This window comes from Blastococcus saxobsidens DD2 (assembly GCF_000284015.1).
Classification (GTDB): domain Bacteria; phylum Actinomycetota; class Actinomycetes; order Mycobacteriales; family Geodermatophilaceae; genus Blastococcus; species Blastococcus saxobsidens_A.
In genome coordinates, this window is sequence record NC_016943.1 from 146925 (window position 1) to 162477 (window position 15553).

The 15553-nt window shown below is 73.6% G+C and carries 12 protein-coding genes; 3 read left to right on the forward strand and 9 right to left on the reverse strand.

All coding sequences use genetic code 11. The features are described 5' to 3' along the window. Window positions 1-14: 14 nt before the first annotated feature. From BLASA_RS00650 to BLASA_RS00660, 3 genes are read right to left on the reverse strand one after another with little or no spacing between them, the layout of a single operon-like run. Window positions 15-524: a (2Fe-2S)-binding protein gene (locus BLASA_RS00650; RefSeq protein WP_014374060.1), complete on the reverse strand. Its 510-nt coding sequence runs from the start codon at window positions 522-524 to the stop codon at window positions 15-17. Then, the gene (locus BLASA_RS00655; protein ID WP_014374061.1) at window positions 521-1396 is read right to left on the reverse strand and encodes an FAD binding domain-containing protein; all 876 of its coding nucleotides are present in this window, start codon (window positions 1394-1396) and stop codon (window positions 521-523) included. Before BLASA_RS00655 ends, BLASA_RS00650 begins: the two co-directional genes overlap by 4 nt. Beyond that, a complete protein-coding gene (locus BLASA_RS00660; RefSeq protein ID WP_014374062.1) occupies window positions 1393-2874 on the reverse strand; it encodes a uracil-xanthine permease family protein in 1482 nt (493 codons plus the stop codon). Before BLASA_RS00660 ends, BLASA_RS00655 begins: the two co-directional genes overlap by 4 nt. 180 nt (window positions 2875-3054) lie before the next feature. On the opposite strand from BLASA_RS00660, the gene BLASA_RS26175 reads away from it, so the two are divergent. Both BLASA_RS26175 and BLASA_RS00670 read left to right on the forward strand, forming a co-directional pair. Further along, window positions 3055-4560 (forward strand): succinyl-CoA synthetase subunit alpha, encoded by a 1506-nt coding sequence (locus BLASA_RS26175; protein WP_014374063.1) that lies wholly within the window; start codon window positions 3055-3057, stop codon window positions 4558-4560. Next, complete coding sequence (locus tag BLASA_RS00670) at window positions 4557-5990, forward strand: DUF1116 domain-containing protein (protein WP_014374064.1); 1434 nt, start codon at window positions 4557-4559, stop codon at window positions 5988-5990. Before BLASA_RS26175 ends, BLASA_RS00670 begins: the two co-directional genes overlap by 4 nt. A gap of 137 nt (window positions 5991-6127) precedes the next feature. On the opposite strand, the gene BLASA_RS00675 is transcribed toward BLASA_RS00670, so the two are convergent. The 6 genes from BLASA_RS00675 to BLASA_RS00705 all read right to left on the reverse strand — a co-directional run bounded on the left by BLASA_RS00675 (window position 6128) and on the right by BLASA_RS00705 (window position 13197). Beyond that, complete coding sequence (locus tag BLASA_RS00675) at window positions 6128-7102, reverse strand: tripartite tricarboxylate transporter substrate binding protein (RefSeq protein WP_014374065.1); 975 nt, start codon at window positions 7100-7102, stop codon at window positions 6128-6130. Window positions 7103-7217: 115 nt separating this feature from the next. After that, complete coding sequence (locus tag BLASA_RS00680; RefSeq protein WP_014374066.1) at window positions 7218-8342, reverse strand: PP2C family protein-serine/threonine phosphatase; 1125 nt, start codon at window positions 8340-8342, stop codon at window positions 7218-7220. Between the two features lie 52 nt (window positions 8343-8394). Further along, a complete protein-coding gene (locus BLASA_RS00685) occupies window positions 8395-9537 on the reverse strand; it encodes a Cache 3/Cache 2 fusion domain-containing protein (RefSeq protein ID WP_014374067.1) in 1143 nt (380 codons plus the stop codon). Window positions 9538-10200: 663 nt separating this feature from the next. Continuing rightward, window positions 10201-11304, reverse strand: a complete 1104-nt coding sequence (locus tag BLASA_RS00695) for a ring-opening amidohydrolase (protein WP_014374068.1) — start codon at window positions 11302-11304, stop codon at window positions 10201-10203. Between the two features lie 11 nt (window positions 11305-11315). Beyond that, on the reverse strand, window positions 11316-12287 hold the full coding sequence (locus BLASA_RS00700; protein ID WP_014374069.1) for a carbamate kinase: 972 nt from the start codon (window positions 12285-12287) through the stop codon (window positions 11316-11318). A 58-nt stretch (window positions 12288-12345) separates the two neighbouring features. Beyond that, entirely contained in the window at window positions 12346-13197 is an 852-nt protein-coding gene (locus BLASA_RS00705; protein ID WP_014374070.1) for a PHP domain-containing protein, read from the reverse strand. A 101-nt stretch (window positions 13198-13298) separates the two neighbouring features. On the opposite strand from BLASA_RS00705, the gene BLASA_RS00710 reads away from it, so the two are divergent. Next, a complete protein-coding gene (locus BLASA_RS00710; RefSeq protein ID WP_014374071.1) occupies window positions 13299-15515 on the forward strand; it encodes a RecQ family ATP-dependent DNA helicase in 2217 nt (738 codons plus the stop codon). Window positions 15516-15553: the final 38 nt, after the last annotated feature.

Genomic DNA, 15553 nt, shown 5'->3' on the forward strand with positions numbered 1-15553 from the left:
GGTGGCCGGGAGCATCAGGCGTCGTCCTTCATCGCGGCGGCGGCGTGCCGCACGGCCTTCTTGATGTTGGCGTAGCCGGTGCACCGGCAGAGGTTGCCGCCGATCAGCTCGTCGACCTCCTCCTCGGAGATCTCCTGGGCGCTGTTCCGCGACTCGAGCCCCGCGGCGATCGTCATCAGGAAGCCCGGCGTGCAGAAGCCGCACTGCAGGGCGTGGCACTCGCGGAAGGCCTCCTGCACCGGGTGCAGCGCCTGCCCGCCCTGGTGGTCGTCGCGCGCGAGACCTTCGACCGTCTGCACCGACGACCCGTCCACCTGGACGGCGAGCATCAGGCACGAGCGGACCGGATCGCCGTCGACGATCACCGTGCACGCCCCGCACACCCCGTGCTCGCAGCCGACGTGCGTGCCGGTCAGCCCGAGATCGTGGCGCAGCGCATCCGACAGCAGCCGGCGCACCGGCACGGTCGCTTTCCGTGGAACACCGTTGACCGTGACGCTGATGGTCCGTTCGGAGTCGGTCATGCAGCCCTCCCAGCGGCTTCCGCGGCGGCGGAAACGCAGGTGCGTTCGGTCAGCACGCCCACCAGCAGCCGCCGGTAGTCCGCGCTGGCGTGGATGTCGGTGTCCGGGTCGACCAGCGTGCGGGCCAGCGCCCCGGCGGCGGCCCAGTCGGCCTGCTCCACCGGTGAACCGGCAACGGCCTCGGTCAGGTCGTGCACCTCCGGGGTCAGCCCCACGGAGACGTAGGAGGCGCGTACCGACTCGATGCGGCGGTCCTCGGACAGGGTGACGACGACGCCCGCGCCGCACACCGCGTAGTCGCCCTTGCGGCGGGCGACCTCGTCGAACGCCGTCCCCGAGCGGGGAGGCAGCGCGGGGAAGAGAGCAGAGGTGACGACGGCCGGGCCGGAGATCGACGTCTCCAGCGGGCCGACGAAGAAGTCGCGCCAGGCCACGGTCTCGACGCCGGCCGGGGTGGCCACGGTGACGGTGCCGTCGGTCAGGGCGAGGACCGAGGTCATCTCGCCCGAAGGGTCGGCGTGCGCGATGGAGCCGACGGTGGTGCCCCGGTTGCGGATCGCCGGGTGGGCGACGAACGCCCCCGCCCGGGCCAGCAACGGCTGGACCCGGGCAGCGGCGTCGTCCTTCAGCAGTGCGTTGTGCCGGACCAGTGCTCCCACCCGCACGCCGTCCCCGGTGATCTCGACGGTGTCGAGGCCGGGCACCCGGTTGATGTCCACCAGGACGGCCGGCGCTGCGAGCCGCATGGAGAGCAGCGGGAGCAGCGACTGGCCACCGGCGAGCACCTTGGCGCCCGCACCCTCGCTCGACAGGGCCGCGATGGCTTCTTCGAGGGTCCGGGGATCGGCGTAGCGGAAGGGAGCGGGTTTCATCGGCGGTGCGCGCCTTCGTCTCCCGGCGTGGAGCCGCCGAGGACCCCCGGCCGGCCGACCTGGTCGACCGACGACGGGTCCGGCCGGACCTCGTGCCCACCGGCGTGCCCCAGGGCCGGCCCGGTGCCGTCCACGAATCCGCCTTCCTCGAGGAGCGCGGCCTTCATCTCCGCGGGCGCCACGGCCCGGGCGAGGTGCCAGCCGACGACGACGACGATCGTGCCCAGGGCGATGCCGCTCAGCGGGAAGGTGTCGGTGACGTTCAGGGTCACGTTGCCGATGGCGATGATGATCCCGGCCGCCAGCGGCACCAGGTTGATCGGATTGGCGAAGTCGACCCGGTTCTCCTTCCAGATCTTGGCGCCGAGCAGGCCGATCATCCCGTAGAGGACGACGGTGATCCCGCCGAGCACCCCGCCCGGGATGATGTTGATCAGCGCGCCGAACTTCGGCACCAGGCCCAGCAGGATCGCGACGATCGCGGCCACGTAGTAGGCCGCCGTCGAGTACACGCGGGTGGCGGCCATGACCCCGATGTTCTCCGCGTACGTCGTCGTCGGGGAGCCGCCGACCGAGGTGGCGACGACGGTGGCGACACCGTCGGCGAACACCGCCCGGCCCATGACCGGGTCCAGGTCGCGCTTGGTCATCGCGGCGACCGCCTTGACGTGCCCGGCGTTCTCGGCGATCAGCGCGATCACCGCGGGCAGCACCAGCAGGGTGAAGGGCACCGAGAAGCTCGGGGCCGTGAACTCCGGCAGCCCGATCCAGTCGGCCTGGGCGACCGCGTCGAAGTTGATCCGGTCGCGGGTGACGACCGCCCCCGTGCCGTCCGGCGAGGTGATCGGACCAGCGATCACGTCGAGCAGGACCGAGAACAGGTAGCCGAAGATCAGGCCGAGCAGGATCGAGATCCGCGACCAGAAACCGCGCAGCAGCAGCGAGGCGACGATCACGAACGTCATGGTCGCCAGGCCGACCCACTGGTCCTGCGGCCAGTACACGTTGGCCACCACCGGGGCCAGGTTGAACCCGATCAGCAGGACGACTGCCCCGGTGACCGCCGGCGGCAGTGCGGCGTTGATCGCCCGGGGGCCCATGAAGTGGATGACCAGGCCGGCCAGGGCCAGCACGACGCCGGACACCAGGATCGCGCCCAGGACGGCGGCGTCGCTGTCGGTCTGCGCCCGTACCGCCAGCACACCGCCGACGAAGGCGGCGCTGGTGCCCAGGTAGCTGGGCACCTGCCCCTTGACGATCAGCAGGAAGATGATCGTCGCGATACCGCTCATCATGATCGCGAGGTTCGCGTCCAGCCCCATGATGAGCGGGAAGACGAACGTCGCGCCGAACATGGCGACGACGTGCTGCGCGCCGATCCCTACCGTGCGCGGCCAGGAGAGGCGTTCGTCGGGAGCGACGGCCTCACCGAGCGGGGGCGTCTTGCCATCCCCGTAGAGCTTCCACCCGAACGCCATGAGTGCCTCCTCGACGTGCACTTCGTCTCGATGCGGTGCGGGCCGACGGGCATCGTCCCCACCGCGAGGCGCCACTGTGTCACCGCACACAGCCCTGACGGAAGTACCTCAGCGCTAAATTGTTGTGCCACCGAGATGTGGATACTTCACCGCTGAGAAATCCGTCGGTACGGTCCAGGGATGAGTTCCCCAGCCCCCGCCCGCGGAGACGCGGCGGTCTCGGTGCAACTGCGCTCCGGGGTCTACGCCGACTCGGTCAAGCTGATGCAGGTGAGCCGCCGGATCGGCGCGCGGGACGGCGTCTCCGCCGTGCTGGTCGCCATGGCGACGCCGCTGAACCTGGAGCTCGCGGCCGGCATGGGCCTGGCTCCCGACGGTGACGTCTCGCCCGAGCAGCTGCTGATCGCCGTCCGGGCCGAGGACGACGACGCGCTCGCCGCCGCGCTCGCCGACGTCGACGCCGCCCTCGCCGAGCGGGAGCGCTCCACCGGCACCGCCGATGCCATCCCGCACCGCACGGTCGGCGCGGGCCTCGACGAGCTCGCCCCGGACGTCCCGGCCCTGGCGATCGTCAGCGTGCCCGGCGCCTACGCCGCCGTGGAGGCCGCCGACGCGATCGCCGCCGGCCGCAGCGTGCTGGTCTTCTCCGACGGCGTCCCGGTCGAGCAGGAGGTCGCGCTCAAGCGGGCCGCGCACGACGCCGGCGTCCTCGTCATGGGCCCCGACTGCGGGACGGCGATCGTCTCCGGCGTGGCCCTCGGCTTCGCCAACGTCGTCCGCCCCGGCACCGTGGGGCTGGTCGCCGCCTCCGGCACCGGCGCCCAGCAGGTCTCCTGCCTGCTCGACATGGCCGGCGTCGGCGTCTCGCACGTGCTGGGCGTCGGCGGACGTGACCTCTCCGAGGCCGTCGGTGGCCTCGCGACCCTCGACGCCCTCGCCGCCCTGGACGCCGACCCGGCCACCGAGCGGGTCCTGCTGGTGTCCAAGCCCCCGGCGCCGTCGGTGGCCGCCGCGGTGACGTCCTTCGCCGACGGCCTGGGCGTCCCCGTCCGGTCCGCCGCGCTCTCCCCGGAGAGCCCCGACCTCACCGCCGCGGTCGAGGCGCTGCTGGCCGACATGGGCCTCGACGTGCCGGTGTGGCCGGCGCGGCCCGGGCCGGCCGAGGCAGCGGTGCCCGGAGCGGTGCTCAAGGGGCTCTACTCCGGCGGCACGCTGGCCGACGAGGCCATGCTGCTCGCCTCCCCGGCGCTGGGCGGCATCCGCTCGAACACCCCGCTGGAACCCGGACTGGGCCTCGGTACGGACCTGTCCGCCTCCGGGCACCTGGTGATCGACTTCGGCGACGACGCCCTCACGGTCGGCCGCGCGCACCCGATGATCGACCCGACGCTGCGGCTGGAGGCGATCGCCGGCCTCGCCGCCTCCGACGAGCCCGCCGTGCTGCTGCTCGACGTCGTCCTGGGCCACGGCGCCGACCCCGACCCGGCCGGGGCGCTCGTGCCCGCGCTCGAGGCCGCCCGCGCCGCACGCTCGCTGCCGGTGGTCGTCGCGCTGATCGGCACCGAGGGCGATCCGCAGGGCTGGTCACGCCAGGCCGACGCGCTGGCCGCCGCCGGCGCCGCCGTCTTCTCCTCCAACGCCGCGGCCACGCGGTACGCCCTCGACCTGCTGGGAGCTCGCGCATGAGTCTCGGGAACCTGCTGTCCGGCCCGCCGTCCATCGTCGCCGCCGGCGTCGACGTCTTCTCCGAGGCGCTGCGTGCCCAGGGCGCCGAGGTCTCCGACGTCGACTGGCGCCCGCCGGGCTTCGGCGACCCGGCCGACCTCGCCGCGCTCGCGCTCGACGCCCGCCGCGCCGCGGCCAACCGCACTGCGGTCGAGCGGCTGCTGGCCGCCGGGTCGGTGCTCGTCGACGTCCGCCCCGCCCGGGAGGTGATCGGGCTCGAGGACCGCACGCTGCTGCACTCCGGCCCGCCGCTCACCTGGGAGACGGCCTCCGGCCCGATGCGGGGCGCGCTGGTCGGCGCCTGCCTGTTCGAGGGCTGGGCCGACGACGTCGAGGAGGCCGAGATCCTGCTCGCCTCCGGCGCGATCACCCTCGACCCCTGCCACCACCACCGCACCGTCGGCCCGATGGCCGGCGTGACCAGCCCGTCGATGTGGATGTGGTGCCTGGAGGACCCGGTCGGCGGCGGCCGGGCCTACTGCAACCTCAACGAGGGCCTCGGCAAGGTCCTGCGCATGGGCGCGTTCAACGAGGAGGTGCAGGCCCGGCTGCGCTGGATGCGCGACGTGCTCGGGCCGATCCTGTCGAAGGCCGTGCGCGGCTCGATCGACGCCGGCAACGACCCCATCGACGTCAAGGGGATCCTCGCCCAGATGCTGCAGATGGGCGACGAGGGGCACAACCGCAACCGCGCGGGGTCGCTGATGGCGCTGCGTGAGCTCTCGCCGTCGATCGTGGCCGTCGACGCCGCCTCGTCCGGCCATTCCGCCGATGACATAGCCGCAGTACTGCGTTTCATCGGCGGCAACGAGCACTTCTTCCTCAACCTGGGCATGCCGACGGCGAAGCTCGCGACGGACGCCGCCCGCGACGTCCCCGGCTCCTCGATGGTGACCGTGCTGTCCCGGAACGGCACCGAGTTCGGCATCCAGACCGCCGGCACCGGCGACCGCTGGTTCACCGCCCCGGCCAACACCCCGGTCGGGCTGTTCCTCGGCGACTACGGCCCCGACGACGCCAACCCCGACATCGGTGACTCCGCCATCATGGAGGCCTACGGCGTCGGCGGGTTCGCCATGGCCGCCGCACCCGCGATCGTCCGGTTCGTCGGCGGCACCGTTCCCGACGCGCTGGCGACGACCGAGCGGATGTACCAGCTCACGCTCACCGAGAACCCGGCCATGGCCATCCCGATCATGGGCTTCCGCGGCTCACCCACCGGCATCGACGTGCTCAAGGTGGCCCGCACCGGCTGGCTGCCGCAGATCAACACCGGCATGGCCGGGCGGATCGCCGGCACCGGCCAGGTCGGCGCCGGGCTCGTCCAGCCGCCGCAGGAGTGCTTCGAGCAGGCGCTGGCCGCGCTCGCCGAGGCAGCCCGCACCGCCTGAACCTCCGCGAGATCTGCACACTCGTGGCCATCACGCGCCTGGAAGCCCCGAGTGTGCAGATCTCGCGCGTCAGGTGAGCACGTGCTCGACGGCGGTTGCGGCCGGCCGACCGGCGGGGCCGCCCGGTGGTCCCGGGCTCACCCGCCCATCACGTCGCGAAAGGTCTCCTCGGTCTCGGTGAACAGCTCGGCCAGGCCCTCGCTGCCGATGAACTCCTCGGGCACGTAGCGCTCGTCCAGCGTCTCCACCACCGACGACTCCTCCGCTGCGCTGCGCAGCGTGTCCTCGAGGGTCTGCGTCACCTCGTCGGGGATCCCGGCGGGCGCGATCACCCCGAAGGTGGTCGTGCTCTGGACCAGCTCGGGGAAACCCAGCTCGACGAAGGTGGGCGCGTCGACGTACGGCAGGGGCTCCTCGCTGCCGACGGCGAGGACGCGCAGGTCACCGGACTCGACGGCCGGGAGCATGTCCTGGGAGAGGTTCACGAAGCCGGCGGTGACGTTCCCGCCGAGCAGCGCCGTCTGCACCTCCGCGTTGCCGTTGAAGGGCACCACGGTGAGCGGGACGTCGTAGAGCTGGGTGATCCGCTGGGTCTCGGCGGCATGCGTGTTCGTGGCGCCGGGCGTACCCACGGTGACGGAGCCGGGGTCTGCCTTCGCGGCCTCGAAGAGCGACTCCAGGTCCTCGTACGGCGAGTCGGCGGGCACCAGGATGCCCGACGGCACGCGGGTGACGACGCCGATGTAGGAGAAGTCCTCGGCGGTGTAGCCGACGTCGTTGCTCAGGTAGTTCAGCACCGCGGTCGGCAGGGCGGTCATCGACAGCGTGTGCCCGTCGGCCTCGGCGGCGATGAGCTGCTGGTAGGCGGTGGCGCCCGAGGCGCCCGGGAGGTTCTCGACGACGACGGATTGGTCGAGCTCCTCCTCCATGTGCTTCGCCAGTGCCCGTGCCGCGATGTCGGTCGGCCCGCCGGCGGTGTAGGGCACCAGCAGTCGCACGTTCTCCGTCGGGAACTCCGCCGCCGCCTCGCCGCCCGATCCCGGGTCGTCGCCGCCGCAGGCGGTCAGCACGGTGGCGGTGAGCAGGGCGGCGAGCAGGCGGGTGGGTGTCATCGGTCTCCTACGGGATGGCGACGCCGGCCGTCCGTGTCGGGCGGTGGACCCATGGTGGGGCATCGCGGCCGCCGCGGCACCCGCGTGCGGCCCGGTCCCCGCCGCGCGGGACCGGTCAGGACGGCAGGCGGACCGCCAGCAGGGCGATGTCGTCGTCGCCGCGGCTGCCGAGGGCGCCGAGCAGCCCGTCGCACATCCGGTCCAGGGGCTCGCGGCCCAGGTCCTGCAGCGCCCGCACCAACCAGGCGGTCCCGTCGTCGAGGGTCATGTCGCGCCGTTCGACCAGGCCGTCGGTGTAGAGCAGCAGGGTGTCCCCGCGGTGCAGCAGGACCTCGTGGTCCGCACGCGGAGGGCCGCCGGCGAAGGCGCCCAGCAGCAGGTCGGCCCCACGCTCGAGCACCTCGACCATGCCGTCGGCGTGCACCAGGACCGGCGGTGGGTGACCGGCGTTGGACCAGCGCAGCGGGACCACGTTCCCGTCGAGCATCCGGGAGTCGACGGTGGCGACGGTGGCGGTCACGAGCGTGTCCATCCCCAGCCGGGACCGGACGTCGTCCAGCGCGGTGAGGACGCCGCCGGGCCGGCTGTGCCCCGACCGCGCCAGCGCCCGCAGCATGCCACGGATCTGCGCCATCGCGGCCGCAGCGGGGGCGTCGTGGCCGGCGACGTCGCCGATGACCAGCATCGTCCGGCCGTCGGCCAGGGGGAATGCGTCGTACCAGTCGCCGCCGACGTAGGCCTCCCGCGCGCCGGGCAGGTAGCGGGCGGCGGTGAGCAGGCCGGGCACCTGGGGGTCGCCACCCAGCAGTGCGCGCTGCAGGGTCTCCCCGGTGCGGACCGACGCCTGGGTGGCGGCCGCCTCGGCGCTGAGCCGGGCGATCTGGGCCTCCCGCCGCAGGCGCAGGTCGCAGGTCACCACGGCGAGCACGGTGCTCAGCACCACCGCGGTGAGCCGGACGCCCTGCGCCACCGCGGTGTCGGCCGTGTACTGCTGCTCGACGATGCCGAGCGCGGTCGCGAGGACGAACGCGGCCGCGCCGTACATGACCGTGCCCTGTCGGCTCAGCGACGTGGCGGCCACGAGCGGGGCGAGCGCGGACAGGCCCATCAGGCTGTTCCCGGGACCGCTGGAGAGCGAACCCAGCACCACCAGCACCAGCACGAGCGCCGGCAGCACCGCGTTGATCCGCTGCCACCGGTCCACCACGTCCCCCTCGTCGGTCCAGCGGCGCCGCTGCACCGGGATCGCCCAACCTAGAGGACGGTGGAGGCCAGCCGAGGGAGGTCGGCGGTCAGCCGGCCGAACCCGGCATCGAGTCCAGCGGCAGGCCGACGTAGAGGGCGCCGATGAGGTCGGACCCGTCGTAGAGCCCGGTGTAGGCGGTGAAGTACTGGCGACCGGCGACGGTGGCCGCGCCGGTGTACGTCTCCCCGGCGAGGACCGCGGCCAGCACCGGGTTCGGCGTGCCGTCCGGATCGGTCCGGGCGATGTAGGTGCCCACGTTCCGCCGCCCGGCCGGGTTGAGGACCGTGGTGGCGGCCCGCACCATGCTGCCGGAGCCGTCCAGGCGCTGGAAGACCGTGCAGCTGCCGCCGATCTGCCGCACCACCTCGTCGACGAGAGCCGACGGCCGCCGCGGGTCGTCGCTGCGGTCCAGGGGCGTCCCGCCGATCAGCAGGTCGGGGAGCTGGGCGCTGTGCGTCGCGCCGGTGGCCTGGTCGCGCACGGTGTGCGTGGCCCGGCCCTCGCCCAGCTGCGCGCCGCCCAGGTCGGCGAGCACCTGCTCGGCCACGGCCAGCGCCCGGCGGACGTAGACCACGCGCTGGCTGTCGGCCAGCTGCCCCACGGCCTCGGTGATCCGGGCGGAGCCGTTCGCGGCGCGGTCGACGTTGTCCATGACCCGGTCGGTGGCCGCGCGCTGCTGCTCCACGGCGGCGGCGATGGTGTCCTGGGCCTCGGCGATGGACCCGAGCGTGCCGGTGATGCGCCGCACCGCCTCGACCGCCTGCCGGGTCTCCTGCTGCACCGCCTTGATCTGCGCGTCGATGTCCTGGGCCGCCTGGGCGGTGCGGCCGGCCAGCTCCTTCACCTCGTCGGCGACCACCGCGAACCCGCGGCCCACGTCGCCGGCGCGGGCCGCCTCGACGGAGGCGTTGAGGGCGAGGAAGCGGCTCTGCTGGCTGATCGCGCCGACCAGGCGCACGAACTCGGTGATCGACTCGCTCGCCGCCTGCAGCGCGGCGATCCGCTCGTCGACGGCGCGGGCCTCCTGCACCGCTTCCTCGGCGATCGTGGACGCCCGGCCGGTGCTGGTGGCGATGTCCGCGATGGCGCAGCGCAGTTCGGCCAGGGAGGCGGCCGCCTCCGACGAGGTGTCGGACACCTCGCGCGAGGCCTGGGCGAGGACGCCGGCCTGCTGAGCGGCGGCTTCCATGCTGGTGTCCCGCTCGGTGGCCCGCCGCCGCGTCGGGCGTGCCGCCGGCGACGCCGGGACGGCAGGCGGCGCAGGAGGTGGGATGGACGGTACGAACTCCCGCGACGTCGACCGGCGCACGACTCGATCCCTCCCACAGCTGCTCGGCGAACCGCGGGCCTGGCCCGCCCGGAGTCGGCGAAGGGTTCGGCGAGGACCGTAGATCCGCGTGTGCGCCGGCCCGATCAGGCGCGCCGATCCAGTGGTGCGGTTCCGCGCCTGCCCGTACCCGAAATGGCTGTTGGTGGCCGGCTCGAAATCGTCGACTCGGTGACTCGGGCTCCTTCTGGGACAGGAGTCAGGAATGCGCTGTGCATTGCCGACAACTGCCGGCCGCGACGACGCCGCCGACGAGTTCCTGGTCCGGCACACCGGCCGCATCCTGCCCGTCGCGACCGCCGGCGTGGCAGGCCGCCGGTCCCCGCTCGCCACAGCTCCGCCACCGGGTGCGGCTCCGCCACCGACTCCGGGGACGCAGGGGTCCGGACCGTCGTCCGGACCCCTGCGTCCCCGAAGGCAGGCCTGCGTGCTCTGGCTACGCCGTGCGCAAGGCGCGGCTCCGCGCCCCGGGCCGCTCCTCGCTGGCCGGTGCCGGCCGCGATGCCCCTCGAGGAACCGCTGCCGTCACGCCTTGACGATCGCCGCGACCGGTCCGCCGCCGGACGGGCCCTGGTGCACCGCGGCCACCGACACGAACACCGCCGGGTCACCGGTCACCGACGCCGTCACCCCACCGACCGTCGCCTTGATCTGGCGGTGCCAGGAGACGTCGGAGTCGTCGAGCATGGCGTTGCGGCGCCCACGGACCTTGCCGTCCGGCGAGGCCTCGCACTTGAGGAACACGTTGACCAGGCGGCCGCCCAGGTCGGTGTGGTGCGGACGCTCGGGCAGTTCGAGGCCGGCGTCGCGGATCGCCGCCCAGATGCCGTCCTGGTCCAGCGCGTCCTTCATCACCGAGTGGCCGACCCGGTACGCACCGCCGTGGCCGCGGGCGTTGCCGACCACGACGATCTGCGCCCGGTCCAGCTCCACGCCCGACGAGCAGGAGGCGACGGCGCTGTAGAGGGAGAGGTCACGCATGACCTGCTCCTGCGTCGGCATCTCGATCTCGCCGAGCGCCACCGCGATGCCCAGCGCCGTCGTGCCGTTGGAGATGTCCATGGAGCCGTGCGGCTCCTCCAGGATCGTCGTCTCCCCGCGCTGATGGGCGTCGCGGATGGTGTCGATCGTCAGCAGCGGCGTCTTCGTCTGCACGTAGTGCACGTCGGCCGGGTCGGTGATGCCGGCGGCCTCCATCGCCTTCTTCACGCCCTCGGCGACCTTCTCCACCATCGCGACGCGGCCGATGTCCTCGGGCAGCAGGACGTCGCTCATCGCGTAGCCCACGGTCAGCCGCGGCTCGTCGGTCTTCTCGACCGAGTCCTCGGGCAGCGTGGCGAAGACCGTCGCGTGCGGGCTGATGACGCCGTCGGTGCCGCCGGACCACACGATCGGGATCTGCTTGACCTCGTCGGGCGAGCGCGTGCCCTTCTCGAGCAGCACCTCGCGGAAGGCGCGGTCGGCGATGATCCGCGTGTAGTCGTTGATCCCGCCGTTGCCCTCCGTCTTGCCGATGACGGCGACGACCCGGTCGGCCTCCATCACGCCGTCGTCGATGAGCTTGGCCAGCTCGGAGGCGTCACTGACGTTGTGCAGCGGGACCTTGCGGACCTCGATCGGAGCGGGCATGCGGATTCCCTTCAGGAGGAGGTGAGGACGGTGCCGGCGTCGTCGCCGCGAACGGCGTCGGCGATGTGCTGGAGCGAGCTGATGACGGCTCTGCGTCGTCCGTCTGCGGAGTCGTCGGCCTCCACGAAACGTAGGGCGGCCTCGACCTTGGGGCCCATCGAGCCGCGGGAGAACTGACCGGCGGCGGCGAGCTCCCGCAGCTCGCCGGCGGTGACCCTTCCCAGTGGGCGCTGCGACGGCGTGCCGAAGTCGACCATCACGTTCGGGACGTCGGTGGCGATGACGAGCGTGTCGGCGTCGACGTCGCGGGCGAGGATCGCGGCGGTCAGGTCCTTGTCGATGACCGCCTCGACGCCGCGCAGCGCGTGCCCGTCCACGTGGTCATCGACCACCGGGATGCCGCCGCCGCCGGCGCAGACGACGACGAACCCGGCGGCGACCAGGGCGTGCACGGCGGCGGAGTCGACGACGGTCAGCGGCTCGGGCGAGGCGACGACGCGGCGCCAGCCCTTCTCGCCGCGGTCCTCCCACCGCTGGCCGAGCGCGACGAACCGTTCCGCCCGCTCGCGGGGGAGGAAGCGGCCGACCGGCTTGGAGGGCTCGGCGAAGTGCGGGTCGTCGGCGTCCACGAGGGTGCGGGTGACCAGGGCGGCGGTGCGCTGGGACAGGTCGCGGGCCCGCAGGGCGGCGTCCAGCTCGTCGGCGACGGTGAAGCCGATCGTCGCCTGCGTCTGGGCGACGTTCCAGTCCAGCGGGACCGGCGGCACCTCGTGCGCGGCCAGCTCGTTCTTCACCAGCAGATTGCCCACCTGTGGGCCGTTCCCGTGGGTCAGGACCACCTCGACCCCGGCCGCGACCACCTCGGCGATGTGGCCGGCCGCCTCGCGGATGGCGTCCCGCTGCGCCTCGGGCGTCGCCGAGCCGTCGGGTCCGGTCATGGCGTTGCCTCCGAGGGCGATCACGACACGGCGCGGCGACGTCACCCGGTCGACCCTAGCCGCCAATTCCTTAGCGGTGAAGTAGTCGCGGGGACGGATTGCGTCAGCGGCGCCAGAAGTCGAACCGGTCGCGCCCGGGTCGGAATCCGGCCGCCTCGGCGACGGCCACCGCGAGGTCGAACTTCTGGCCCACCGCGGTCGGCGCATGCGCGTCGCTGCCGAAGCTCACCGCCTCGCCGCCCGCCTCGTGGAACCAGCGCACCTGGTCCGCCGAGGCCAGCGGGCTGCTGGTGTTGATCTCCAGCGCCCGGCCGGTGCCGGCCAGGGCGCGGAAGACCGCCCGGTACTCCTCCTCGTAGTCCTTCTCCACGTACCGGTGGGAGCCGCCGGGCCAGTACCGCCGCGGGAAGTCCACGTGCGCCAGGACCTGGAAGACGTCGCTGCTCTCGATCATCCCGACCATCTCGCCGAGGTAGCGGCGCATCGTGGCGTCGGCGTCGACGTGCAGCAGCCGGCCGACGCCGACGAGGCGGCCTCGGTCGGACAGCGAGTGCAGCGAGCCGAGCACCCGGTCCACCGGGGAGTCGCGCAGGTGCCGGGCGATGCTGGCGGCGAACAGGTGCGGCTCGCCGGTCTCGACGCCGGACCAGATGCGCAGTCCGGGGAACCGCTCCCGGCACTCGGCCAGCTCGGCGACGTAGCCCTCGACGTCGATGGGCAGCTGGTGGGCGGGGTGCCGGTCGACCAGCCCGTCCGTGGTCGCACGGTCGTCGTCCTGCCAGATGGTGAAGTCCAGGTGCTCGGTGAAGGCGATCGCCGGCAGCCCCTGGGCGATCGCCTGCTCGCAGGCCCTGCGCATCGTCGACGAGTCAGGCGTGTCCCACGACCAGTGGGTGTGCACGTGGTTGTCGGCCGGAAGCTGCCCCTGGTGTGCCATCGCCTGTGGATTCTCCACCGCCGTCCCCCTCACAGCCCCGCTGGGGAGCCGGAGCGCTCCGCGCCACCTCTGGCGCGCGGCCACCCGTCCTGTCCCCGGGGGTGCCTACTGTCGTCGGCATGACCACCGCTGCCCCGCCGTCGGAGATCGCAGACGAGGCCCTGGAGATCCTGCGCGAGCTCACCGGCCGGCCCGACGCCGTCTTCCGCGAGGGGCAGGACGCCGCGGTCGCCGCACTCGTCGAGCGCTCGCAGCGCGCTCTGGTCGTCCAGCGCACCGGGTGGGGGAAGTCGGCGGTCTACTTCGTGTCGACCGCGCTGCTGCGCCGCCGCGGAGCCGGGCCCACCCTGCTGGTGAGCCCGCTGCTGGCACTGATGCGCGACCAGGTGGCCGCCGCCGCCCGCGCCGGTATCCGCGCGGTGGAGATCTCCAGCGCCAACATGACCGAGTGGGACGACATCGCCGCCCGTCTGGCCGCCGACGACGTCGACGTCCTCCTGGTCTCGCCCGAGCGGCTCACCAACCCCCGCTTCCGCGAGGAGCAGCTGCCCGGGCTGGTGGCGCGCTGCGGGCTGGTCGTCGTCGACGAGGCGCACTGCGTCTCGGACTGGGGGCACGACTTCCGCCCTGACTACCGCCGCATTCGCGACCTGCTGGGCACGCTGCCGGCCGGCACCCCGGTGCTGGCGACGACGGCGACGGCCAACGAACGCGTGGTGGCCGACGTCGCCGAGCAGCTCGGCGCCGGCGGCGTCGACGTGACGACCGTGCGCGGCCCGCTGTCCCGCGACTCGCTGCGGCTGGGTGTGCTCCGGCTGCCCACCGACCGCGCGCGCCTGGCTTGGCTCGCCTCGCACCTGACCGACCTGCCGGGCAGCGGCATCGTCTACACGCTCACCGTGGCCGCCGCCGAGGAGACGGCGAACCTGCTGCGCGACGCCGGGCACGAGGTGCGTGCCTACACCGGCCGGCTGGACGACGCGGACCGCAAGGACGCCGAGGAGGCGCTGCGGCAGAACCGGGTGAAGGCCCTGGTCGCCACCTCGGCACTCGGCATGGGCTTCGACAAGCCCGACCTCGGGTTCGTCGTCCACCTGGGGGCGCCGTCGTCGCCGGTCAGCTACTACCAGCAGGTCGGCCGTGCCGGACGCGCCGTCGAGCACGCCGACGTCCTGCTGCTGCCCGGCCCCGAGGACATCGCGATCTGGCAGTGGTTCGCCACCTCCTCCATGCCGCGGGAGGACCACGCCGCGGCCGTGCTGACCGCCATGGCCGACGGCAAGGCGTGGTCGGTGGCCCGGCTCGAGACGGTGGCCGACGTGCGCCGCTCCCGGCTGGAGCTGCTGCTCAAGGTGCTCGCCGTCGACGGGGCGGTGGAGCGGGTGCAGGGCGGCTGGCGGTCCACCGGCCGGCCGTGGGTCTACGACGCCGACCGCTATGCCCGGGTCACCCGCACGCGCGAGGCCGAGCAGCGGTCGATGCTCGCCTACGCCACGCCGGTCGACCAGGCCGAGTGCCGGATGGCCTTCCTGCAGTCCGCCCTGGACGACCCGACCGCGGCGCCGTGCGGGCGCTGCGACGTCTGCGCCGGTCCCTGGTACGCCACGGACGTGCCCGAGGCCGCGGCCGAGGCGGCGTCCGCCGCCCTGGACCGGCCCGGGGTCGAGCTCGCGCCCCGTGCGATGTGGCCCACCGGCGCCGACCGGCTCGGCGTCGACGTCAAGGGCAAGATCCCGCCGTCGGAGCAGCTCGAGACCGGCCGTGCCGTCGCCCGGCTCACCGACCTGGGCTGGGGGCAGCGCCTGCGATCCCTGCTCGGTGACGACGGCGTCGGTGGCGTGGTGGAGCTCGAGGCGCCGAGCATCGAGGAGGACCCGGACGCGGCCTTCGACGTGCCCGTGCGCCGCGCGATCTCCGACGTCCCCCCGGACGAGGAACTGCTGCGGGCCTGCGGGCGGGTGCTCGCTGCCTGGGACTGGAAGGAGCGTCCGGCCGCCGTGGTGGCCATGCCGTCGCGCCGCCGGCCGCAGCTGGTGAGCGGGGTGGCGCAGGGCCTGGCTGGCATGGGCCGCCTGCCGTACCTCGGCGAGCTCTCCCTGGCCCACGGCGGCCCGACCGGGCAGCCCGGCGGCAACAGCGCCTTCCGGCTGGCCGCGGTGTGGGACCGGATCGTCGTCGGCCCCGAGCTCCGGGAGCGTCTGTCGTCGGTGCCCGGGCCGGTCCTGCTGGTCGACGACCTCGCCGACTCCCGCTGGACCATGACCGTCGCCGGTCGCGAGCTGCGGCGGGCCGGTGCCGCCGGGGTGCTGCCCTTCGCTCTCGCCCTCACGGCCTAGCGGGCCGGAGGGTCCCTCCATCCACAGCTTTTCGCACA